Annotated in this window: 23 protein-coding genes and 2 pseudogenes; 16 read left to right on the plus strand and 9 right to left on the minus strand. The window is 44.1% G+C overall.

Features of this window, described 5'->3' with window-relative positions; translation table 11 throughout:
* The first annotated feature begins 4 nt into the window (after positions 1-4).
* A complete protein-coding gene (locus QYB97_RS08870) occupies positions 5-724 on the plus strand; it encodes a TraR/DksA C4-type zinc finger protein (protein ID WP_301165625.1) in 720 nt (239 codons plus the stop codon).
* A gap of 40 nt (positions 725-764) precedes the next feature.
* On the opposite strand, the gene QYB97_RS08875 is transcribed toward QYB97_RS08870, so the two are convergent.
* Positions 765-1,601, minus strand: coding sequence for a deoxyribonuclease IV (locus QYB97_RS08875; RefSeq protein WP_301165626.1), 837 nt, complete (start codon positions 1,599-1,601; stop codon positions 765-767).
* A gap of 210 nt (positions 1,602-1,811) precedes the next feature.
* Between QYB97_RS08875 and QYB97_RS08880 the strand changes: the two genes are divergently transcribed.
* From QYB97_RS08880 to QYB97_RS08895, 4 genes are all read left to right on the plus strand, one after another.
* Positions 1,812-2,657 carry a GAF domain-containing protein gene (locus QYB97_RS08880; RefSeq protein WP_301165627.1) on the plus strand — a complete coding sequence of 282 codons (846 nt, stop codon included), beginning with the start codon at positions 1,812-1,814 and terminating at the stop codon, positions 2,655-2,657.
* 80 nt (positions 2,658-2,737) lie between these two features.
* Entirely contained in the window at positions 2,738-3,175 is a 438-nt protein-coding gene (locus QYB97_RS08885) for a YndM family protein (protein WP_301165628.1), read from the plus strand.
* Between the two features lie 122 nt (positions 3,176-3,297).
* On the plus strand, positions 3,298-3,459 hold the full coding sequence (locus tag QYB97_RS08890) for a hypothetical protein (protein ID WP_301165629.1): 162 nt from the start codon (positions 3,298-3,300) through the stop codon (positions 3,457-3,459).
* A complete protein-coding gene (locus tag QYB97_RS08895; RefSeq protein ID WP_301165630.1) occupies positions 3,431-4,255 on the plus strand; it encodes a prohibitin family protein in 825 nt (274 codons plus the stop codon). Before QYB97_RS08890 ends, QYB97_RS08895 begins: the two co-directional genes overlap by 29 nt.
* Positions 4,256-4,312: 57 nt before the next feature.
* Here QYB97_RS08895 and ppc read toward each other — a convergent pair whose 3' ends face one another.
* Positions 4,313-7,072, minus strand: a complete 2,760-nt coding sequence (gene ppc, locus QYB97_RS08900) for a phosphoenolpyruvate carboxylase (protein ID WP_301165631.1) — start codon at positions 7,070-7,072, stop codon at positions 4,313-4,315.
* A gap of 548 nt (positions 7,073-7,620) precedes the next feature.
* On the opposite strand from ppc, the gene QYB97_RS08905 reads away from it, so the two are divergent.
* From QYB97_RS08905 to QYB97_RS25270, 5 genes and pseudogenes are all read left to right on the plus strand, one after another.
* On the plus strand, positions 7,621-7,890 hold the full coding sequence (locus QYB97_RS08905; RefSeq protein ID WP_301165632.1) for a CD3324 family protein: 270 nt from the start codon (positions 7,621-7,623) through the stop codon (positions 7,888-7,890).
* Positions 7,891-8,031: 141 nt separating this feature from the next.
* Complete coding sequence (locus QYB97_RS08910; RefSeq protein ID WP_301165633.1) at positions 8,032-8,682, plus strand: FusB/FusC family EF-G-binding protein; 651 nt, start codon at positions 8,032-8,034, stop codon at positions 8,680-8,682.
* 200 nt (positions 8,683-8,882) lie between these two features.
* Positions 8,883-9,851, plus strand: a complete 969-nt coding sequence (locus QYB97_RS08915) for an ABC transporter ATP-binding protein (protein WP_301165634.1) — start codon at positions 8,883-8,885, stop codon at positions 9,849-9,851.
* A pseudogene (locus QYB97_RS25265) lies at positions 9,844-10,471 on the plus strand (ABC transporter permease); the annotation flags it as partial. The gene QYB97_RS08915 and the pseudogene QYB97_RS25265, both read left to right, overlap by 8 nt.
* A 74-nt stretch (positions 10,472-10,545) precedes the next feature.
* Positions 10,546-11,358 (plus strand): annotated as a pseudogene (locus QYB97_RS25270) (glycine betaine ABC transporter substrate-binding protein); the annotation flags it as partial.
* 36 nt (positions 11,359-11,394) lie between these two features.
* Here QYB97_RS25270 and QYB97_RS08925 read toward each other — a convergent pair.
* Positions 11,395-11,937, minus strand: coding sequence for a GNAT family N-acetyltransferase (locus QYB97_RS08925; protein WP_301165636.1), 543 nt, complete (start codon positions 11,935-11,937; stop codon positions 11,395-11,397).
* A 171-nt stretch (positions 11,938-12,108) separates the two neighbouring features.
* Between QYB97_RS08925 and QYB97_RS08930 the strand changes: the two genes are divergently transcribed.
* Positions 12,109-12,924: an STAS domain-containing protein gene (locus QYB97_RS08930; RefSeq protein WP_301165637.1), complete on the plus strand. Its 816-nt coding sequence runs from the start codon at positions 12,109-12,111 to the stop codon at positions 12,922-12,924.
* Between the two features lie 44 nt (positions 12,925-12,968).
* Here QYB97_RS08930 and QYB97_RS08935 read toward each other — a convergent pair whose 3' ends face one another.
* The 3 genes from QYB97_RS08935 to QYB97_RS08945 form a co-directional block, all read right to left on the minus strand.
* Positions 12,969-13,319, minus strand: coding sequence for a YolD-like family protein (locus QYB97_RS08935; protein ID WP_301165638.1), 351 nt, complete (start codon positions 13,317-13,319; stop codon positions 12,969-12,971).
* Between the two features lie 118 nt (positions 13,320-13,437).
* On the minus strand, positions 13,438-13,869 hold the full coding sequence (locus QYB97_RS08940) for a cell wall hydrolase (RefSeq protein WP_301165639.1): 432 nt from the start codon (positions 13,867-13,869) through the stop codon (positions 13,438-13,440).
* A gap of 122 nt (positions 13,870-13,991) precedes the next feature.
* Positions 13,992-15,071: an NADH:flavin oxidoreductase/NADH oxidase gene (locus tag QYB97_RS08945; protein WP_301165640.1), complete on the minus strand. Its 1,080-nt coding sequence runs from the start codon at positions 15,069-15,071 to the stop codon at positions 13,992-13,994.
* Positions 15,072-15,315: 244 nt separating this feature from the next.
* On the opposite strand from QYB97_RS08945, the gene QYB97_RS08950 reads away from it, so the two are divergent.
* A complete protein-coding gene (locus QYB97_RS08950; protein WP_301165641.1) occupies positions 15,316-15,723 on the plus strand; it encodes a hypothetical protein in 408 nt (135 codons plus the stop codon).
* 57 nt (positions 15,724-15,780) lie between these two features.
* Here the strand turns inward: QYB97_RS08950 and QYB97_RS08955 are convergent, their stop codons facing one another.
* Positions 15,781-16,416: an FMN-dependent NADH-azoreductase gene (locus tag QYB97_RS08955; protein ID WP_301165642.1), complete on the minus strand. Its 636-nt coding sequence runs from the start codon at positions 16,414-16,416 to the stop codon at positions 15,781-15,783.
* Between the two features lie 140 nt (positions 16,417-16,556).
* Here QYB97_RS08955 and QYB97_RS08960 point away from each other — a divergent pair, with 140 nt between their 5' ends.
* Positions 16,557-16,919 (plus strand): winged helix-turn-helix transcriptional regulator, encoded by a 363-nt coding sequence (locus tag QYB97_RS08960; protein WP_301165643.1) that lies wholly within the window; start codon positions 16,557-16,559, stop codon positions 16,917-16,919.
* A 155-nt stretch (positions 16,920-17,074) separates the two neighbouring features.
* The gene (locus QYB97_RS08965; protein WP_301165644.1) at positions 17,075-19,186 is read left to right on the plus strand and encodes a PAS domain S-box protein; all 2,112 of its coding nucleotides are present in this window, start codon (positions 17,075-17,077) and stop codon (positions 19,184-19,186) included.
* Between the two features lie 14 nt (positions 19,187-19,200).
* On the opposite strand, the gene QYB97_RS08970 is transcribed toward QYB97_RS08965, so the two are convergent.
* Positions 19,201-20,109, minus strand: a complete 909-nt coding sequence (locus QYB97_RS08970) for a phosphotransferase (protein WP_301165645.1) — start codon at positions 20,107-20,109, stop codon at positions 19,201-19,203.
* A gap of 24 nt (positions 20,110-20,133) precedes the next feature.
* Complete coding sequence (locus tag QYB97_RS08975; protein ID WP_301165646.1) at positions 20,134-20,772, minus strand: LysE family translocator; 639 nt, start codon at positions 20,770-20,772, stop codon at positions 20,134-20,136.
* 269 nt (positions 20,773-21,041) lie between these two features.
* On the opposite strand from QYB97_RS08975, the gene aldA reads away from it, so the two are divergent.
* Both aldA and QYB97_RS08985 read left to right on the plus strand, forming a co-directional pair.
* Entirely contained in the window at positions 21,042-22,493 is a 1,452-nt protein-coding gene (gene aldA, locus QYB97_RS08980) for an aldehyde dehydrogenase (protein WP_301165647.1), read from the plus strand.
* A 94-nt stretch (positions 22,494-22,587) separates the two neighbouring features.
* Positions 22,588-22,980: a hypothetical protein gene (locus QYB97_RS08985; protein ID WP_301165648.1), complete on the plus strand. Its 393-nt coding sequence runs from the start codon at positions 22,588-22,590 to the stop codon at positions 22,978-22,980.
* Positions 22,981-23,004: the final 24 nt, after the last annotated feature.

The raw sequence follows: 23,004 nt of genomic DNA on the forward strand, positions 1-23,004 counted from the left end.
CAACATGTGGTCACAACAGAGAATGAATCATTTTAAAGAAGTATTGCTTGAAATGAAGGAGAGCCTGGACAGCAGGCTAAAGGATAACGGGCATTATGGATCAGAATTTGAGCTGATTAAAGAATCGGTCAGCGAGCTTTCCAACTATGACAATCATCCGGGGGATACGGGTACCGAATTGTTTGAGCGGCAAAAGGATATTGCGCTAAATGATCTGAATGAAACACAGCTGAAATCCATAAATGAAGCGCTGAACCGGATCGACAGCGGGGAATACGGCTATTGTAAGACGTGTGGCCAGCCCATAGCTGCGGAACGTCTCGAAGCCCTGCCTGCAACAGCCTACTGCAAAGAACACAGCCTGGAGCAGACGGGCTCTAACCGGCGTCCGATTGAAGAGGAAGTGCTCATGCCTCCTTATGGAAAGTTTGATAATGATGAAAAGGATGCGACATTCTATGATGCCGAAGATTCCTGGCAGGATGTAGCCGTTTATGGAACAAGTGAAACACCATCGGATTTCTCTGAGAACGGAATGCTCAATTACAACGAAATGTTTGTGGAATCAGAAGAGAATGTCGGGTATGTAGAAGATATTGAAGGGTTTATTGCCACCGACATAGATGGAAGCAACACCCATATCATACCTAATAAAATGCACAAGGATTATGAACGGTTTTTAATGGACCAGGAACAAACCGATGAAGATTCTGATTATGTGTAAATCATAAAACTCCTTATCCTCATGCCAGAGGAAAGGAGTTTTATGTTTGGGTGAGTTTTTTTATTTGATCAATTTCCTCAGCATGGCTGATTCCTTCCTCAGTTGGTGTTTCAAGGAGGAGAGGGGTTTTTTGAATAAGGGGAGAACGAAAGAAGGTTTGAAACTGTTCACGAGAGATATAACCATTCTTTAGAATATTGGCATGGCGGTCTTTGCCTTCCGCGTAAGGATATTTCGAGTTATTAAGGTGAATGGCTGTCAGGTGTTGAATGTATCCGAGCTGCTCGCCATGATCCACAATCTCTTCCCAGTTGTCCCCGTTCCAAAGACCGCTGGCGTAGGCATGGCACGTGTCCAGGCAAAAGCCTATTTTGTCGGGATAATGGGTCAGGCTGCGCACCTGAACGAGTTCCTCAAGCGTAGTACCCATAGAGCCAGGCCGCCCTGCGTTGTTTTCAAGCAGGACCTTGCAGTTGCCTTCCCAGCCGGCAAGGACTTCGTTCAGCATGGAGATCATGGTTTGATACGCCGCAAGAGGATCATTTCCGATCGTGCGATTACCAAAATGAACGACAACTCCGGCTGCACCACAGGCCTGTGAAATTTCAAGGTCATTGGCTAGTGAACGGAGGATAAGTTCCTTTTTATCATCATGAGGTGTAAGGCTTGTCGGGTATGGGGTATGGGCGATCGAAAGTATATCGTGTTGAAGGCAAAAGTTTTTGCATTGCTCGGCATCATCCCGGTTAAATTCTTTGACCGAAAGACTTCTCGGATTTTTAGGGAAAAATTGAAAAGCGTTTGCCCCGATCGAAGCGGCATGTTTCGCAGCACCATAATACCCGTTCCTGATACTTATATGACAACCCAGCTTCATGATACAGCACCTGCCTTTCAATCGTTTTTTATTAGCCTGATCAAAGGGGAATATTTCATTCTGCGATACATTTATTACATAATATTTCCTTTTCAGGAAAGAGCAAAAGGATCAGCTCATTTATGAATTGAAGTTATTTTCTTTGCAACTGTTTCATTAATGGTATGATGGTAAAGATTCGTGCTAGTAAAAGAAAGGAGTCCGGGAAATTTGAATAAAAGATCGTTAGTGACGCCTTTTTCTGATTTCGAAGAAGCTGCCGACAGTATTCTGAGTTTAATGAGTAAATTTATATCCATTAATACCTTATTTATAGCGAGAAATGATACATTTACCAATGAAATGGTTAAGGTCCATAATCGCGACTATGTACTTTTGAATGAAGGAGATCAGCTTCCCTTCAGAGAAACGTATTGCAATCTTAGCGTGGAAAACGGAAGAAATGCCCTTGTTATTGCAGATATTTCCGAAGACCCGCTTACTAAAAATTTAAGCGTAACAAGGAACCTTGGAAATGGAAGCTTTATCGGCATTCCCATTTACTATGAAAATGGAGAGAACTATGGGACGATCTGCGGACTAGACCAGGAATCCTTTTCATTTACAGAGGAGCATATTGAACTTTTCACCACGATGGCTTCTCTCATGACCTACGTTCTGGGATTAAGCCGGGCGAATAAAGAAATCAATCATTTGTCGGCTCCCATCATTTCGATCACCAAGGGGGTCGCCATCCTTCCGATAATAGGGGAAATCACGGAAAGCAGGGCAGAAGCCATCATTCATCTGACTCTGGAGAAAACACAAACACTTTCTCTGGAAAGCCTTGTGATTGATCTCTCTGCTATCACTCAAATCAATGAGTATGTGACCAATTATTTATTAACGATTACAAAAACGCTGTCACTGCTCGGAGTATATCCGATTATTACCGGCTTCAGGCCTGATATGGCAAGGCGCAGTGTGGACAGTGCGGAAGAACTCGCAGATATAACGATTAAGGGAAGCCTGGAAGATGCCTTAACGCATATTGGGTTCAGCCTGATTCAGCATTAAGCTTGACTACAACACAAAATTAAAGAATGAACCTTCTTTTTTTGTTGCAAACTAGGAACAGAAAAAGGAGGTTTTTTAATTTGGAACAAGCAAAAGTGATTTTACTTAAATTTATTGTTTGCCTCATCGCATTTTCAGTTGGGTTGGATATGTTTTTCAACGCAACACTAACCGATATTATTTCTTTCAGTGTCACAACCACGGTAGCTACGTACATCCTTGCTGACCGAATTCTTTTGCCGCGGCTGGGGAAAGGCAACACACTGATGGCAGAATTTTTGCTGACGTATAGCATTGTCTGGTTGTTTGGATCCATTCTCCTGCACAGCTATTTGCAGATTGCGTGGGGGAGTGCGATATCAGCGGTCATTATCACCGCGGGAGAAGTCTATGTTCATAAATTCTTAGCAAAACACATACCAATCAAGAAGGAAGAAATGCACTCTCATCCGGGCACCACACCTAAACTCCGGTTTGTAACAGAGTTTGCGGAGGATGAGGATCCAACAAGAAAATGACATTAAAAAAGAGCCAACAGGGCTCTTTTTTCTATGTGAATTCGCACATATGTATGGTAATTAACTGGCAGATATGGCATAATTGGAAACTGTTGTAATAGTAGTATAGGGGAGGGAGAAATATGAAGGTACTGATTGGTTCGATCATTGTTGTCCTGGTGATCTGTTTTGGCGTATGGCTCATTCTGTCTCCTTCATTTAAAAAAGTGGGGAATACTGCCCATAAGTTCAGAGAGAATGTACAGGGGGAAGAAAATGGAGAAGAAAAGCAAGAAGGGGAATAACCGTAAAGTACTTGGAGGCATCATTATTGCGGTAGCTTTAATCCTCGCAGTGGGTGTTACTTCGTTGTTCATCGAGAAGGTACCCAATGGCTATGTAGGGGTCGTGTACAGTCCAAACGGCGGTGTTCAGGAAGATACGTTAGGTCAGGGGTGGCACTTGGTCGGCTTATTTGATAAAGTCACGATTTATCCTGTACGGATGCAGACCGTTAATTACAGCAATATTCAAGTGGCTACATCCGACGGTAAGAGTGTGACAATTGATTTTGCTTACAATTACAGCATTCAGCCTGATAAAGTGGTACAGGTGTTCAATAAGTTTGGCCCGGTGGAAATCGAAGAAATTGAAGGGTCATATTTGCGTACACGATTATGGGATGCGGGACGGAAAGCCATCGCAAAATATTCGGTCATTGATACATACGGTGAGAAATCATCAGAGGCAGCAGGCAACGTGCAGAAAATTTTTGCAGATGATGTTCGTCAGCTTGGCTTTAACGTTAATAACTTGACGCTTGGGGTGCCAAAGCCTGATAAATCAACTCAGGCAGCTATCGATAAAAGAGTCGAAGCAGCTCAGGAATTGGAACGAAAACAAATCGAGCTGAAAATCGCAAAAGCAGAGGCTGAAAAGAAGCAAATTGAAGCCAAAGGGATTGCAGACTATAACGCCATCATCAAAAAATCGATCTCTAAAGAAGTCATTCAAAACAAGTGGATTGAAAAATGGGATGGAAAGATGCCAAAAGCGACCGGAACAAACTCGTTGATTCAAATCCCGGTTGATGAAAAATAAGGCCACAACTAAAAAAACAAGCCATTCGCTTATGAGCGAATGGCTTGTTTTGCTTGATCAGCCTGTATTTCGGAGCCCCGCGGCAATGCCATTGATCGTAAGTAATGCTTCTCTGAGGAGCTCTTCATCGATTTGTTCATTTTCCCGCAGTTTTGAAATCAGTTCAACCTGAAGAAAGCTGAGCGGATCCACATACGGATTTCGAAGACGGATGGATTCTTTAATGTTAGGAATATGGTCCATGAGCTGTTCCTGGCGGGTAATAAGTAAAATCGCATCTTTTGTCAGGTTATACTCATTTTCAATTTCTGCAAAAATGCGCTGGGCCATCTCCTGGTCTTCCACCATCGCTGTATATTCACGTGCGGCAGTCAGGTCAGCCTTCATCAACGCCATTTGAAGATTATCAATAGTGGAACGGAAGAACGGCCATTCCTGATACATTTGCTGAAGCAGGCGAAGCTGTTCTTCTGTTTCTGTAAAACGCTGAAGTCCGGTGCCGGCCGCATACCAGGCGGGAAGAAGCTGGCGGCTCTGCGTCCATGCGAATACCCAAGGGATTGCCCGCAGGTCCTCAAACCGCTCGCTCCCTTTCCGGCTCATTGGACGTGAACCAATGTTCAGGGAACCAAGTTCCGGCAGAGGCGTCGCCTGTTTGAAATAAGTTAAGAAATCAGGATCATTAAAGACAAGCTCCTGATATTTTTTAAGAGCCGCCGCCGACATCTCGTCCATCATCTTTTCCCATTCTTTCGTCCGGATATTGTTTTGTTCCGCTTCTGATGAAACATGAGCCGCGGCTGAAAGAAGGGTAGACGTGGCCTGTTCCAGGCTTCGATAAGATATGTCATACAGTGAATAACGTGAAGATAAAACCTCACCCTGCTCGGTAATCTTAAAGCCGTCACCGAGGGTCTCGGCAGGCTGGGAAAGGATGCTTCGATACAGCGGTCCGCCGCCTCGTCCGAGTGAGCCGCCGCGACCGTGGAAAAATTTAAGTCTTACATTATATTTTTCAGCGACTTCATGGATTTCCTGCTGAGCTTTATATAATTTCCAGTTGGCCGTCAATGTGCCGCCGTCTTTGCTTCCATCGGAATATCCCAGCATGATTTCCTGCACATTGTTATGCTTCTCAAGCTGTTTGCGATAGAAATCCATGGAAAACAGCTTTTCCATGATCGCAGGACCGGCAATCAAATCATCAATCGTTTCAAGCAGCGGCGCGACATTCAGTTTGCTTTCGATGCGGCCGTCCGCATGAAGCCGGTATAACCCTGCTTCCTTGGCGAGAACAAGCACTTCAAGCAAATCGCTCACCGATTCCGTCATACTGACAAGGTAGACTTCTATTGCACGATCCCCAAACTCCTGATGAGCTTCCTTGATCATTGTAAATACATCAATGATCTGGCGGGTCTCTTTGGAATAATCCTCAGAAAAAGGAAGCAGAAGTGGACGGGGATCTTCGAGTACCCCGGTCAATAATGCTACTTTTTCTTCTTCCTCCAGGGCGGCGTAATCTTCTGCCAGGCTGACCGAACGGAAGATTTCTGTAATAGCTGCCTCATGCTCGCCGCTGTGATTTCGGATATCAAGTGTCGCCAAATGGAACCCGAAGAGCTCTACCTGTCGGATCAGCTGGTCTAGATCTTTCAAACGGCTGCCAGCAGGGGAATGCTGCTCAAAGCTTTGCTTGATTTGCAGCAAATCTTCCAGAAATTCATTGGCATGCTCGTAGCCTTGCGCATCTTTGCTGACAAGCTTTAATTTTTTCAGCATGATGGCGATTTTAACACGATAGGCTTCATGTTCGACTTTCCATTTTTCATCCTCTTGAAGGAATGCAGCATCCTTTTTGTTGGCAGCGATCAATTCTTCTGAAATCTGAACGTGCTTTGTTGATTGACTCATCTGTTTCATCAGGCTGGTCAGCGCCTGGTGATATTTCCGCAACGCCAGTTTCCGGTGCTTGGTCAGCGTTTCCCATGTAAGGGAAGGAGTGACATTCGGGTTTCCATCACGGTCCCCGCCGATCCACGAACCAAAACGGAGTATGTTCGGAACGTGCCACTCTTCAGAAGGATAATGCGTCTGAAGGGTTTCTTCGAGTTCCTCATGAATTTGCGGCAGCACCTCAAAGAGTGTCTCATCAAAATAATAAAGACCATTTGCCACTTCATCCATAACCGTCGGCTTGCGGTCGCGAAGCTCGTCGGTCTGCCACAGGATGGTAATCTCATTGAACAGTTTGTCCTGAACGTCCTGGCGCTCCTTGGTGGTAAGAACCGTCTGATCAAGCTGATGCAGCAAAAGGGCGATTCTCTTATGAATTTCAAGTACACTTCTTCGGGTGGATTCCGTTGGGTGCGCGGTAATGATCAATTCCATCGAAAGCTTATCAATTACATTTTTTATAAGATCGGCTTCGACTCCACTTTCTTTAAACGAGCTTACGGTTGATTCAAGGGAACCCGGCTGGTTTCCGTCAAGAAGCTGGTATTCTCTTCGGCGACGGATACGGTGATTTTGTTCTGCGATGTTAACCAGGTGAAAATAAATGGCAAAAGCACGAATGACCTGCTGTCTTTGCGGCAATTGCAGCCCAGCAATTTCATTTTTCAGCTCTTGATAGGATAATTGGTCATTGTTGCGAAGTGACTTGGTCATTTCTCTGATTTTTTCTACTTTGTCCAATAAATCCTGTCCGCCTTGCTGTACCAGGACATTACCCAGCAGCTGCCCAAGGTATTTGACATCCCGGCGCAGGGGAGAGCTATTATTTTCAGCTTTTGCGGATTCTAAAGTTGTAGTCATGACTTCACCTTCCTTAACTGTAATCCCTTACTGTTGAATTCTGTTCCATTGTTTGAATATTTTGATTGTATGCATTGTACCACAAAAACACACTTCTTTCCCAGCGGAAAATAATTGGAATAGAAATCTGTGTGAGTAAAAAAGAGAAAAAAACTAATACAGTTTATGATGTAAGCGGATACATAAGAAATAAAAAAATACCCGGCGGGACAGCCGGGCATTACGTCTAAATATGAAAAGGGGTTGTTGGGATGTCTTTACTATACCAGCTTGTACACAGCTATCATGGAATGTGGGACATTTTAGACATTCAACAAAAATATTCAACAGGTTGCGAATTTTGGTATGATAATGGTTAAAGGGGGTGCATCCGGTTGGAGAATCACATACGATTGTCCGGGACTTCTTTCACTCATGCAAAGCCTGTTATTAGAAAGGCGATCCTTTGCATGGGGCGAAACCTTTAATTGATCGCAATAATACAGCTTTTCTAGTATGTTGGCTTTGCGCCTTATTTTGTTGGAAATTAAAATAAGGGGCTGGCAAAAATGAAATATAGTAATGCTAGTAAAGTTTTACCTGAGAAACTCATTATCGAAATCCAAAAGTATGTCCAGGGGGAGACCCTTTACATTCCAAAGCAGGAAAATGAGTACCGGCAATGGGGAGTTACGAGCGGCGGCAGGCGGCTGCTTGACGAACGCAATGCAGGAATGAAAGCTGCTTTTCATAACGGGAGCAGCATCGAACAGCTGGCCAGGGAATATCATCTTTCCACTGAAACCATTAAGAAGATTGTCTATTCACGAAAAACGTAAGTTCAAGGCACTGGTGCATTCTTTTCACCGGTGCCCTTTTTATGCCAAAAACGGTTCTAATTCATTTTTTCCATTTTGAAAGCTTGCCGGATTTTTTATACTGAATGTAAAAGGCGCCGATAATGATGGGAGAGACGATTGATGACGGAGAAGTTTATTAAAAACGAACAGTTGAATTTTATAAAAAAGCAGATTGCACTGATAAAGGACACGGCTCAGAAACATGTGGCTCCAGCTGTTTTGAGAGCTGCCATTGACATGGCCAACGCTAAAATACTCGGGCTTTTCCCAAATGCATCATCCACTCAACTAGAAATGCTGAACCTTTCAAGATTGAAAACCGATGATGAGTTCGACCAGTATATTCAGCATCTTTCTGATTTTTTGCTGCCTTTTCCAAACATAACCGGGCAGCAATTGAAAAAAATGTTTCCGAAAAATAAAAAGTTAAAGCTGCCCGATTTATCATTGATGGACCACAGTAAGCTAACATACCTGAGCTGGAATGATCTCAGATCCAACAAAAAATTTATTGTATATAAACTGGAGGGACAATTGGTAGGCATTGAATGCAAATTTGAACCAGCGGGCAAGAAGAGCTATTGTTCATTTTGCAAATGTGCTGGAGAGGTCGCTTATTTTTCCACTGTAACCAAAGCGAAGAATTCAAAAAATCCGGATTACTACAAAGCGATTGGCAATCTGATCTGCGCCGACAGCAGTGAGTGCAATAAAAAAATAACCAATACCGATTATTTAACCGCCTTTTTAAAAGAATCATTGGGAATCTGAGTTCATGTTGTAAAAGGAGGAATCTGTATCGTTTTGTAGAAGGGCTTTACTTGCGCAAGTTATGGAAACTGTGCAGGTATGGCCCTGTTTTTTTATAGGAAGGCTGCTGATGTTTTAATTTATCCAGTTGCGTGAAAATACAAAGGATATGGTTACATACCAGAAAAGCAATTAGTAAACATAAAATAAGGAGTATGTGAATGATTAGATTTGATAATGTCTCGAAAAAGTACAAGGATGGAACCGTTGCAGTGAAATCTCTCAATCTGGAGATCCAGGCAGGAGAGTTCTTTGTCATTATCGGCCCGAGCGGGTGCGGTAAAACGACCATGCTCAAAATGATCAACCGTCTGATTCAATTGTCAGAAGGGACACTTTTCATTAATGGAAAGAGGATCAGTGATTACGATATTCACGAACTGCGCTGGAATATAGGGTATGTTCTTCAGCAAATTGCTCTATTTCCCCATATGTCCATTCAGGAAAATATTTCGGTTGTTCCAGAACTCAGGGGATGGAGCAAAGAAAAAATAAACAAGCGGGTGGATGAACTGCTGGATATGGTTGGTTTGGATCCCGGTACTTACCGCGGAAGGAAGCCAAAAGAACTTTCGGGCGGACAGCAGCAGCGCATCGGCGTGATCCGGGCGCTGGCCGCTGATCCGGAAATCATTCTCATGGACGAGCCGTTCAGTGCTCTCGATCCTATCAGCCGGGAAAAGCTGCAGGATGATTTATACGACTTACAGCGCAATATCAAGAAAACCATTGTATTTGTTACGCATGATATGAAAGAAGCGTTAAAGCTGGGTGACCGCATTTGTATCATGAATGGCGGAGAAATTGTTCAAGTTGGAACCCCCGAAGATCTGCTGCAGCATCCTGCTGATCCTTTTGTCCGGGATTTTGTTGGCAGTAACGAAAAAACCTATGAAGCGAAAGGGGAGCTTTCCTGTTTGGCGGTTCCGCTTCCGGCGGATGACAGTTTTTTGAACGGGGTGAAAACAATTTCTGCATCAGCTTCGTTAAAGGATGCTCTGGTTCTTTTAAAGGATGAAGAAGAACTGTGTGTTGAGGAAGAAGGGGAGTTGATCGGCACCCTCAGCAGACAAGCCGTGATTCAATACCTTTCAGATCATTTGGAGGAAAGGGGCAGCGGCCATGAATAATTTTTTTAACCTGTTTCAGGAAAGGAAAGGGGAACTGGCAAGCGCTCTTCTTGAACACATCCAGATATCTTTTATTGCCCTTTTGTTTGCGGTCCTGATCTCCATACCACTTGGAATCTATTTAACGAAAAAACCAAAAGCAGCTGAACCCATCATTGGCGTCACAGCGGTTTTGCAGACGATTCCTTCATTAGCACTCTTAGGATTATTAATTCCTTTGTTTGGAATCGGGAAAATTCCGGCCATCATCGCATTGGTCGTGTACGCCTTGCTTCCCATTCTCAGAAATACATACACCGGTATCAAGGAAGTAGATCCATCCTTAATTGAAGCCGCAAAAGCGATGGGTATGGACAGCGGAAAGCGGCTCATAAAAGTGGAGCTTCCCCTGGCGATGCCAGTAATTATGGCAGGAATCCGGACGGCTATGGTTTTGATCATTGGTACAGCAACGCTTGCTGCGCTGATCGGTGCCGGCGGACTTGGGGATATAATCTTGCTTGGCATCGACCGGAACAACTCAACCCTCATCGTACTGGGTGCCATTCCCGCGGCTTTGCTGGCGATCCTGTTTGATGTGCTTCTTAGAAGATTTGAACTTCTTTCATTTAAACGGTCCATGATGACCTTTGGCATCTTGGGTCTGGTGATCCTTCTGGTTGCAGTAGTTCCTTTTGCGATGCGGGGAGAACAGAAGGAAATTGTCATTGCTGGAAAGCTTGGCTCAGAACCGGAAATACTCATTAATATGTACAAGCTATTAATCGAAGATGAAACCGATTTGAAGGTTGAGCTTAAACCGGGTCTTGGAAAAACTTCCTTCGTCTTTAACGCGCTGAAATCCGGCAGCATTGATGTATACCCTGAGTTTACGGGTACAGCTATCACGGAATTTTTAAAAGAAACCGCATCAAGTACAGATAGCGGGAAAGTATACGATCAGGCACAGAAAGGAATGGCTGAAAAATTTGACATGCAGCTGCTCCGTCCCATGAAATATAATAACACCTATGCTCTGGCGGTTCCGGAGCAAACGGCAAAACAATATGGTCTGAGTACAATTTCCGATGTAAGGAAGGTCAGCCAGAAGATGAACGCCGGGTTTACACTGGAATTTGCCGACAGGGAAGACGGTTACCGGGGCATCAAGAAAAAATATGACCTTACACTGGGAAATGTGAAGACGATGGAGCCGAAGCTTCGGTACAATGCCGTCAAGAAGGGCGACATTAATATTGTGGATGCTTATTCCACCGATAGCGAGCTCGAGCAATACCGCCTGAAAGTCCTAAAGGATGACAAGCACTTGTTTCCGCCGTACCAGGGAGCTCCGCTCATGCGGAAGGAAACAGCTGAAAGGTACCCTGAGATTAAAACCGCACTGAACAAGCTGGCTGGGCAAATTACAGACGATGAAATGAGGGAGATGAACTATAAGGTGAATGTGAAAGGCATGTCACCGGCCCGGGTAGCAAAGGAGTTTCTGGAGAAGAAAAACATCATTTAATGAATAAAAAGACCGCTCGTTGTAACGAGCGGTCTTTCAAACGTCATTATTGATGATAGCCATCATCTGGTGGTCTTCCCACTTCCCGTTGATCCTGACGGATTTTACGGCGATGCCTTCTTTATGGAACCCGGCTTTTTCCAGGACACGGATGGAGCCCTTATTATGAGGCATGGCTCCCGCTTCAATACGATGCAGTTTGAGTTCACCAAAGGCAAAGGAAACCATTCTTTTAACGATGATGCTCATGTATCCTCTTCCGTTGTAATCCTGGTCCAGGCAGTATCCAAGCATACAGCTGTGCACAGGTTCCCTTTCTATTTTAAACAGGGAGGCATCCCCGATTAAATCGCCGGTGTCCTTAGCAAAAATCCCAAACGTATATTGCTGCCTGAGCTCGCGCATCCGCTTGATCATATTCAACCTTTCCCGCTGGCCTTCCAGTGTGTAGAAATCGGAATGCCTTAAAGGGGTGAACGTTTGAAAAAACTCACGATTGTTTACCTCGAGCTGAAGCATACATTCCACATGGAGGGATTCTATTGGCTGTAAAAGGAAAGATTCTTCTTTTTCACTCATAGATTCACCTTCTTTTCTTATATCCTAGCACAGCAAAAGTTTTCATGGCGGAGTGATAACAATTTTCTTCCTATTATGTTGAAATAAGCTATAATTAGCTTAGGTTGTTTAGATGCTTAACTATTAAAACACCTATCGATTAAACATTACTATCTTAATAGGAGAGTAACCATGGACTCTATTATTACCTTGGCAAACTATCTTACCAATCATTCAGCGTCCCTTGCTTCAGAAGTGGTGAACGAAATCACAGAGCGGTTTGAATTTCATATTCCGGAAGATGAAATTATACAGGCAAAAAAAATGTATAATGAATTTATTGTGTTTCTGGCAGATTCTCTGGATTGTGAAGAAGGCTCTGTTCCTGAGGTGTTAATGGAGTGGAGTAAAAAGAACGGAGAGACAGCTGCCAAAAGCGGGCTGGAAATCTCGCAAATTTTGATGAGATATCCAGATACCCGGATCGTTTTTGCTGATTATATGACAAATCTGGGGTTGGAATATCAGCTGGGCACTCAGGATATTGTAAAGGTTATCAAGCGTGTGAACCACATACTCGATCTCAGCATTAATGAAACGGTTCTGGCATTTGAACGGTTCAAAGATCATCTCATTACAGATGCACAAAATGAAATCAAAGAATTATCCAATCCGGTTGTCCCCATTCAAGACAAAATTGCCATTCTTCCCTTGATTGGAAAGGTGGATGCGGACCGGACAGATCATTTACTCACTCAGGTCGTTCCAAGGATTCAGCAGCTGCGCATTGAGCACCTGATCATTGATTTTTCCGGAATCGTGAACATTAACACAGAAGTAGCGATGTATATTTTTAATATACACAGCGTTTTTCGGCTTCTTGGCATTGATATCATGGTTACAGGAATACGTCCCGAACTGGCCGGCCGGATTGTTCACGCAGGCATTGATTTTACATCGATTAAGGTACATGGCAGTGTCAAGCAGGCCATTAAAAATATCCATTAAAAAAGGGGGGGCAAACCAAGGCGGTTTGCCCCCTCTTTCATTATTTACTCCTCCGCTTTTGAAATGTCTTTAATGGCTGGAATACGCAAAATATGTAGCTGGTCGTCTTCATCCATAACTCTCAGGATGCGCTGTTTTTCATCCATATAATGGATTTTTCCTTTTACATTAACCATATGGCCGTTTTGATAGACGTCAAACCGTAACGCATAGGAAAATTCCATGGCTTCAAGCATCAGCTGATCCATCTCCTGCAGGTGCTGTTCATCCATCTCCAACTCTTCTTCTTTGTAATATTCCTCCAGAAAATAGTTCTTAAGATGTGTCACTGTCTCGGGCAGCATCAAGCTTGTTTTCCATTTTATGTTACCACGGTCCCGTATCACTTCATTCATCCTCCTTTCTACCTATGATAACCGAACGTACGTTCCTTTTAAACTGGAAAAAATGGACAGTCATGATATAAGGCTGAATTTAGCGTGAAATCAGCAGTCTTATATCATGCCCATCCGGTTAAAATGTGCTATAAACATTGTCACATTCTTCAGCAGTAGGCTGATAAAAACAATGAAGCTTATATCGTGCAACAAACGGCTGGTCGTACCAGGTCGATGGGCAATTACCCTGCGGCCTGAAATACCATAGACTATATTTGGCAGGCCAAAACCGTTCTCCGTTAATTGCACGCTTGGCGAGCCGTTTTTCATTTGATCGGGCAGCCTGATAAAAATAGCCATGCGTGATGGCTTCGAAAGCGTGTGGCTGGTAAATCATTTGAGGAATGGTTCTGAGGCCTTTAAAGTCGGAACAATTGGCCCTGATCCGGTTGATCCCAACGTTGCCGATCAGCTGCATCCCGCGGACTCCTTCACCTTCACCTTCCGCTCTGAGCAGACGGGCGAGAAGGTTAATGTCTGCATTGCTGGCTTGCACAACAGCCACCATATCACCTCCATATCGTTCTTTTTTAATATATAAAAAAGAAGGTTGGGCCATAACCACCAAGAAAAGATTTTCCCAGGAAATCAAAAAAGGGCAGGGATGCCGCAGCACCCTTGCCCTTTTTCTTACCATCCCCGCTCGTATTGAGGCGGGATTTGTAGTTCGTTTTTCTTATGCACGGTTTCCGCAGCACGAAGCGGCCAGTATGGATCGCGGAGAAGCTCGCGGGCCAGCAGAACGAGATCTGCTTTTTCGTTGCGAATAATTTCGTCTGCCTGCATGCCTTGTGTGATCATGCCGACGGCAGCTGTTGCAATACCTGCCTGCTGGCGGATTTTTTCAGCAAAAAGGTTTTGGTAACCAGCACCAACCGGGATCGGCGCTTTTGGAAGATTGCCGCCTGAGCTGCAGTCGATAAGGTCTACGCCTTCTTCCTTCAGGCGTTTGGACAGTTCCACGGATTCCTCCAGTGTCCAGCCGTCATCCACCCAGTCTGTAGATGAAATACGGACAGTAAACGGCAGGTTCTCCGGCCATTCTTTGCGCATGATACGGACCGTTTCCAATACAAAACGGATACGGTTGTCAAAGCTTCCGCCATATTCATCTGTACGCTTATTGGATAGCGGGGAGTAAAAGCTGTGAGCCAGGTATCCATGTGCACCATGGAATTCCATCCATTCAAAGCCGGCTTCCCGTGCCCGGATGGTGGCCAGGCGGAAGTTCTCCTGAATGTCCTTGATTTCTTCCACGCTCAATTCCTTCGGTTCTTTGTATCCGTCATTAAACGGGATGGCACTCGGTCCGACTACATCCCAGCCGCCCTGGTCGTTTGGTACTCCGGCAGCGGGTGCTTCTTTTTCCTTCCATGGGCTGTAGGTGGAAGCTTTTCTTCCAGCATGGGCGAGCTGTATTCCTGGGACGGCACCATGCTCTTTCAAAAAGGCATTGATGCGTTTGAAGGGTTCGATATGCTCATCCGTATAAATTCCCAGGTCTTCTGGTGAGATGCGTCCTCTTGGTTCTACGGCAGTAGCTTCCACGATCACAAGACCGGCGCCACCGACTGCACGTGATCCTAAATGCACGAAGTGCCAGTCATTGGGCATTCCGTCTTCCGCACTGTATTGGCACATGGGTGAGACACCGATTCGGTTTCGAAGTGTAATATCTTTAATGGTTAGTGGAGAAAAAAGATGTGGCATGGACAAGACTCCTCCTGTGGTTAAAAGAATTATAATCAAAATCATGGTAACACAATCCGAATTGTGCGATAAAACAATGTGCTTATGGTCTCGTTCAAAACTTAATATAGTCTGTCCTTTTTACAAGAGTGATATTACATAGACACAAAATGACGTTAAAACAGAAAAATAGACAGAAACAGGAAGGAAATTTTTGTGTGATTATCGAATGTATTGCAGGAAAAGAAAAAGGCAGGTGCGATGTATGTCATATTCAGAAAAACTCATTCAAAAGGTAAGGGAAATGTACATATTGGACCATAACGCTCGTGTTCATATCGATAAAGCCCAGCATTCCATTAACGTGTTTTTTGGTGATATGAAGTACAAATTAAAATCAGTAGAAGAAAAAACGGATGAAATTAACATTGTAACTAATCAATCTATCCCCGGTGTCTTTGCCCAAATCATGATCAAACAAAGGGTGCTCTGTTTTGAACGGTCACCCAATGGCATCATTTCTATCCTGTTGAGAAATGAAGACAGCGAAACCAAGCTGGATACACTTCAATGGGATGGAAGATGTGTGGCCTCTGAGAAATATAACAAGGAATTTACGATTCCCCTGATCAACAGCTATTTACAAGAGGCGTTCGATCCTGTGCTTTTTTAGTCAAACAAAAAAGGCAGATCTCAGTGAAAGATCTGCCTTGCTTGATTGAGTATTTTTTTAGAAAGTGCGAGCTGCATCCTTAGCGCGTGCAACACCATTTTCTTTGATTTCTTGTGCTTTTTCCGGCAATGCTGCATGTCCTTCGATAAACACGCCATCGAATGAAGGAACACCGAAGAAGTTCATCATGATGCCAAGGTAACGGTGACCCATTTCAAGTTCTGCTGCAGGGCCTTCAGAATAGATGCCGCCGCGAGCTTGAATGTGAATTGCTTTTTTGTCTGTTAAAAGGCCTACAGGCCCAAGCTCTGTATATTTGAATGTTTTTCCTGCTACGGCAACAGAGTCAAGGTATGCCTTCATTACAGGCGGGAATGAGAAGTTCCAAAGCGGTGTAACGAAAACGTATTTGTCGGCTTCAACGAATTGCTCGCTAAGCTGACCTAAACGCTCCACTTTTTCCTTTTCTCCTGCAGATAATTCTTCGAAGCCTTTACCGCTTTGAAGTTTTCCCCAGCCGCTGAATACATCTGCATCAATTTGCGGGATGTTTTCTTTATAAAGATCGATATGAACGATCTCATCTCCGGCATTCAAGTTTTTATATTCATCGATAAATGCCTTTCCGGCAGCCATGCTAAATGATTGAGCCTCATCATGAGGGTGGGCAGTGATGTATAATACTTTTGCCATTGTTAATTCCACCTTTTCTCCTAAATTTCAACGCACAACATGTGCATGTGTTATTATCACTCTTAGGATTGAATTTGTGAAGTAGGCACATTTATGTGGTATAGTATAAAAAAAGGTACTGTAAAAGTGGAGGCAGCAACATGAAGAAGAATCCGGAGCAATGCCAGGTCGTTGTGGCCCTGGATATGATTGTAGGAAAGTGGAAACCGGTTATAATACAACATCTGTTGAATGGAGATGTACTGCGTTTTAATGAACTCAGAAGGTTAATGCCTGATATTACTCAGCGCATGCTTACTCTTCACCTGCGAGAGCTTGAGGAGCAGGATATTGTCCAAAGAAAGGTTTATCCTCAGATTCCTCCGAAAGTAGAATATTCAATTACCGAATACGGAAGAAGCCTGGAAATGGTCATGGATGCCATGCACAAGTGGGGAGCTGCCCATGTGGAGCATATGGAATTGAAAAAGAAAGAAGAGGCGTTGAGCGAGAAGGAAATCTAAAAAAGATTTCCTTCTTTTTTATAGAATTTTTTTTACTTGAATTGAAACATCACAGGTTTGGCCGATACAGAAAACGGAGAAGTATAATTGTAAAAAAATAGCGGGTGAAATTTTTGGATTTGTGGTTCATCATTAGAAGAAAAGGAGGGATAGAGTTGAATGCAGAGTGGTTTTTTCAAGTATCCGAAGAAATATATATTGTTTGCAATGAAAAAGGCCTTATCCAACAGACAAACTCAGCTTGGAATAACCTCACCGGCTATGAACAGCAGGAAACCCTTCACCGGCCATTGATCAGTTTTTTTCCACCTGAACTGCATGAGCAGTTTACACGCTGGAGCAGCGGGCTGAGCACTTCGGAATTTGCCCAGTTCGATTGCCAGGTTCTGGTCAAAACAGGGGATATCAGACAGTTGAAATGGACCCATGGAGCGATTGTTGATCAACAGATGCTGTATTTGAAAGGTATTCTCTCGCCTGTCAGTCATGGGAAAGTAACGATTGATATGCACAAGGCCGTCATTGAAAAACAAGCAGATCCGGCAGTAATGATTGATCCCGAAACAAATGTACTGGCCATAAACCGGCCTTTTGAAGAATTGTTCGGCTGGACCCAAAATGAAATGATCGGACAAACATTATCCACCATTCCACCGTTGCTGTATCCAAGTTTCCTTCATTATCTGGAGGTGGCGAAAACCGGCCAGAGAATTGAAAATCTTGAAACACAGAGATTGAAAAAGAACGGGGAATTAATTTCCGTAAGTGTTACGATCTCTCCAATCCAGGACGATAGTGGCAATGTAATCGCATTAAGTGCTGTAACAAGAGATATCACAAAGCGGAAACGGATCGAGTGGGAATTGGGAAGAAAAACTGAGGAATTGAAGGAAGCCAATAAGCGGTGTGAAACGATTCTCGAAAGCATAACGGACGGTTTCTACACATTGGACGAGGAATTGCGGTTCACCTACATGAACAAGCCGCTGCAGAAAATGTGGAAGATTCCTGCCGAGGACCTGATTGGCAAGGTGATATCGGATGCTTTCCCGGTTGTTTTGCAGCATCCTTTTAAAGAGAACTTCAGAAAAACCATCGAAGAGCAGGTTCCATGCAATTTTCAAGTGTATTCAAAAACGTTCGGAAAATATTTTGATATCCGCACCTATCCCACGGATAACGGTATAGCCGTGTTTTTAAAAGATTACACCGAACTTCAGAACGTTCTTCACAAACTTCAGGAAAGCCAGGAAATTTTGCGTGAAATTACAGAGAATGCAAAGGAAAACTTTTGCATCCATTCCCCCGATTTCTCCAAAATCTACTTTTTAAGCGCTGGCGGTGAGGATATTTTAGGCAAGCCGCTGGCTGAGATCCTGAACCACCCGGTACATGCATTGCAATGCATCCATCCTGAAGATCAGGAAGCGGTGCGTACCACCGGTGGAAAGCGTCCCGAAACCATTATTAATATAGATTACCGCCTGAATCATCCCAAAAGAGGACAGCGCTGGATTCGGTGGCGCAGATATCCTGTGTTTCCCGTTAAAAATAAAGTGTTCAAAAACGTCAGCATCTGGGAGGATATCACCGACCTCAAAGAAAAGGAACAACAGATCCAAAAAGCGGAGAAATTTGAGATTGTCAGTCAGCTAGCTGCCGGGGTTGCCCATGAAATTCGAAATCCTTTAACGACGGTTAAAGGATTCATGCAAATGAACGAGCATATAAATATTCCATATGCTGAGATCATTATGTCTGAGCTTGAAACGATCGAGCAAGTTCTTCATGAATTTCTCATCCTTGCCAAGCCCCACCATGAAATAAAGCTGATAAAGAAAAATATATCCCTTATCTTGAAAGATCTCCTGAGACAGATGAAGAAAGAGCCCTTTCTGCAAAACATTACAATAATTTCCGATCTGAATATTGATATTCCTTTTATCAAATGTGATGAAAAACACATTCGTCAATTGATGTTAAACTTAGCCAAAAATGCTTCAGATGCCATGCCGAATGGCGGTAACCTTTGGATTTCTGCCGCTGTGGATGAACAGCAAGTGTGCATAACCCTTAAGGACGATGGACAGGGCATGCCGGCTGAGCGCCTTGACCGGCTGGGAGAGCCCTTTTATTCCAATAAAGAAAAAGGAATCGGTCTCGGCTTAATGGTATCCAGGAAGATTATGCAGATTCATGAGGGAACCATGGAACTGAAAAGTGAAGAAGGAAAGGGGACGACCGTTATCTTGCGGTTTCCGCTATAAAGTAAAGCTGCCGCTCAGGATCGAAGAAGATCCATGCTTTGAGCGGCAGCTTTTTGCAGGTGCAAATCTCCTGTGTCATGAGCATAGAGCAGGAGGATCGCTGTGGTATAAAGAGCTTTAAACCTTGCAAGTTCTTTGGTCTCTGGCGTCACTTCACCGTAAATGTAATAAAAACGCTCCCTGCCCTCGGGAGGAAGAAAACTATAAATGATGGATAAATCCACAGCAGGGTGTCCCGCATGAACGTCACCCCAGTCGATAATACCTGATATGATTCCATCCTCATTTAAAATCATGTTCCTGATGTGCAGATCCCCATGAACAAGAAAGGTTTGTGCGCCAGTGTGATGAGGAGAGGTGTGCAAGACCATTTGGATCAATTTATCAACCTCATTGTACAATCCTATTGCTTTTATTTTCTCCAAAAACTCCAAGAGCCTTGGTTTTCGTAAGTTAACATCCAGCCGGTCAAGATCATCAAAGGGCACTCCCATTTTTAGCGCTTCTTCAACAGGAAAGGAGTGAAGCTCCCGCAGGAAGATTGCGAGAGCAGCTGCCGATCTTATGCGCTGTTCATAGGGTAAATTTCCTGGCAGTCGTCCGGGAAGAAGGTGATATCCTGTAAACAGCCAGGGAAACAGGCCAGGTTCCGGGCGGCCAAAAAAGCAAGGAGTGGCGATCGGAATGGGCAGTACCCTTGCCAGTTGGGGAAGTAACGCATTCTCTGTTTTCAAAAGCGGGACGGCAATGGAGCGGCGGGGAAAACGAAATACATATTGTTCGTTTACGGAGTAGACCGTATTATCAAAACCTTTGCCAAGCTCAGTTACACAGACTGGGGTTAATTGAGGGAATTGGGCTTCAATTAGCAGCTCGGCGAGTGAGGGAGTAACGACGTATTCAGCATCCCATACATTTCCCATGACGACCCTCCTTTTACGATAAATTCATAGAATTAAATTATATAATTGATAGGAAAAATGGCAAGCGAAACCCAACAGACATAGTCCGGCCAAGACCATAATGGTTCTCATCACATTCAGGCTCAACAGCCGTTTGGAAAAATGAACAGTGAACACCAAATTAAGATTCCATAAAAATAAGCCAAGTATAATGGCAAAGCTGCAAAGTATCGAAAAGACCGCCGAATGGGAGGCAGTCAGAACATGCAGGGAGGTACCAAACACACCAAACCAAAAAATTAAACTGATTGGATTGGCAATGGATATCATAAGTCCTGTCATGAAGGCACCTTTTGGGCTGGTTTCTTTAGAAGCCGTATCTTGTCTTTCTTTTGTCCGAAACGCATGGCTGAAGCTTTGCCAGCCCAACAACGATAAGAGAACAATTCCGATTATATACATGCCAATCTGTACACCCGGTATCTGCATGACCTTTCCCAATCCGATATAGATGCCGAGCAGCAGCAGTATATCTCCTGTCAATCCACCAAGCCCCACACACCATGAGGCGAAAAAACCTTCCGTCAATCCCCGTCTCATAACTTCTATATTCATCGGCCCGATCGGTGCGGCTAAACTTAACCCCAGCACAATAAAATGAATCAATGTTATCCAATCGTTCATTCCGCCACTCCTTCTTGTCCACTCCTTAATTGTATGCATGAAGATGGACGGGACATGACATGACTGGGGAGTTTGATGTTTACATAATCGGGAAATGGCGGGTAAATCGTTGATAATGGCTGGTATTTTATAATAATGGCGGGTAAATTGATCAAAATGGCGGGTAAATTGATCAAAATGGCGGGTATTCAAAAACCCATAATGTTTCACCATATCTAAAATGTGGAAGATAACGGATGTACTTAAAAGAAGTAAGGGAGGATTTTTTAGTGCAACCACATAAGCTTTACATTAATGGTGAATACGTACCTTCCACATCCGATGAAACGATTGATATTTTAAACCCATCAACGGAGGAGGTTATCTCTTCCATTTATAACGGGACAGAAGAAGATGTTGATAAAGCGATAAATGCAGCATTTGAAGCGCAAAAGCAATGGGAGAAGGTGCCTAGCTTTAAGCGCGGAAAAGCAGTACGGAAACTTGGGGATTTAATTCAGGAAAAAAGAGAAACCTTCATTCAGCTGCTGTCTGAAGAACAGGGCAAACCGTATGATGCGGCCAGCATGGAGGTCGATACAGCCATTGAATATTTCCACTACATGTCTGAATGGGCGCGCCGTATCGAAGGGGAAATCATCCCCAGCGACCGGCCCAATGAAAATATATTTATTTACCGCAAGCCAATAGGCGTCGTAGCGGGGATCGTCCCATGGAACTTCCCGGTGTTTATTTTGGCCAGAAAGGTTGCGACCGCGCTTATTACGGGATGCTCCATTGTTCTTAAGCCAAGCCAGCAGACACCGAACACGGCGGTTGAGTTCACCAAGCTCATTGACGGAATGAAGGATGAAATTCCGGCCGGTGTGTATAACCTGGTTACAGGTAAAGGATCTGTGATTGGCAATGCGATGGCCTCCCATCCGAAAGTAGGCATCATAACGATGACTGGCAGCATCGGTGCCGGGGCGAAGGTCATGGAAGCCGCCTCGAAAAATATCACAAAAGTGAACCTTGAGCTTGGCGGCAAAGCACCGGCCATCGTCACCCAGCATGCGGATCTTGATTTGGCCGTAGAAAAGATCAAAACGTCGAGGATCACGAATGCCGGACAGGCTTGTACGAATGCAGAACGCGTTTATGTTCATGAAAGCGTGGCTGATGCGTTTGTCGATAAGATGGTCAACGCCATGAGAGATACTACCGTCGGCAATGCTTCAGAAGATCGTACAGAGATGGGACCGCTGGTCAGTCAGGACAGACTGGAAACCGTGCATGAAATGGTGGAGAATGCGGTGAGCAGTGGAGCCAAGGTGGCAACGGGCGGCAAGCGTGCAAATATGGATAAGGGGTTCTTTTATGAACCAACCGTTATTACGAATGTCACCCAGGACATGAAAATTATCCAGCAGGAGATCTTTGGACCTGTTTTGCCGGTTGTGACCTACAGCACTCTTGATCAGGCGATTGAATGGTCAAATGATTCCGAGTATGGACTGTCTTCCTCCATCTACACCGAGAATGTGCACGAAGCGATGAGGGCAGCCAATGAACTGAAATATGGGGAAACGTTCGTCAACCGTGAAAACTTTGAAGCGATCCAGGGCTATCACGCTGGCCAGAGAAAGTCCGGCCTTGGCGGTGCGGACGGCAAGCATGGTATCGGAGATTTCCTCGTGACCCATGCAGTTTATATGGAATACAAGAATGATATTCAGTAAATAGTTGTTGAATAGCCTGGCAGGAATGCCGGGTTATTCAGCTCCTTTAAATAGTTTTTGAAAACGCTATCAAATTATTAGGAGGGGAAATAATATGACAGTTACTACGACAAATGACTGGTCCAATCGCTTCAAAGAGCTTAATGATTCAAATGAAGAATTAAATGCGCACGGAAAATATTTTTCATGTTCTTATCTATTAGATATGGAAACAACCAAAATTCTCGTACAAACCCACGGCGGGAAAATTGAAAAGATCACGATGGATCCTGGCCCGCTCGATCCTTATCAATTTGCCATCCGGGCAAGTCAAGACACATGGAGCAAGTTTTCAATGCCAACTCCGCCGCCAATGTATCATGGGATTTTTGCGGCAAGCTTTCAGCGGGATATGAAGCTGGAGGGTGATTTGCTTGTATTGATGCAAAATCTCCGGTGCCTGACCACTCAGTTAGAGCTTCTGCGGGTTGTTGGAATACCAGCTTAAATCAAGAACAATTAAAGGAGGATA

Source organism: Fictibacillus fluitans, assembly GCF_030418125.1.
Classification (GTDB): domain Bacteria; phylum Bacillota; class Bacilli; order Bacillales; family Fictibacillaceae; genus Fictibacillus_C; species Fictibacillus_C fluitans.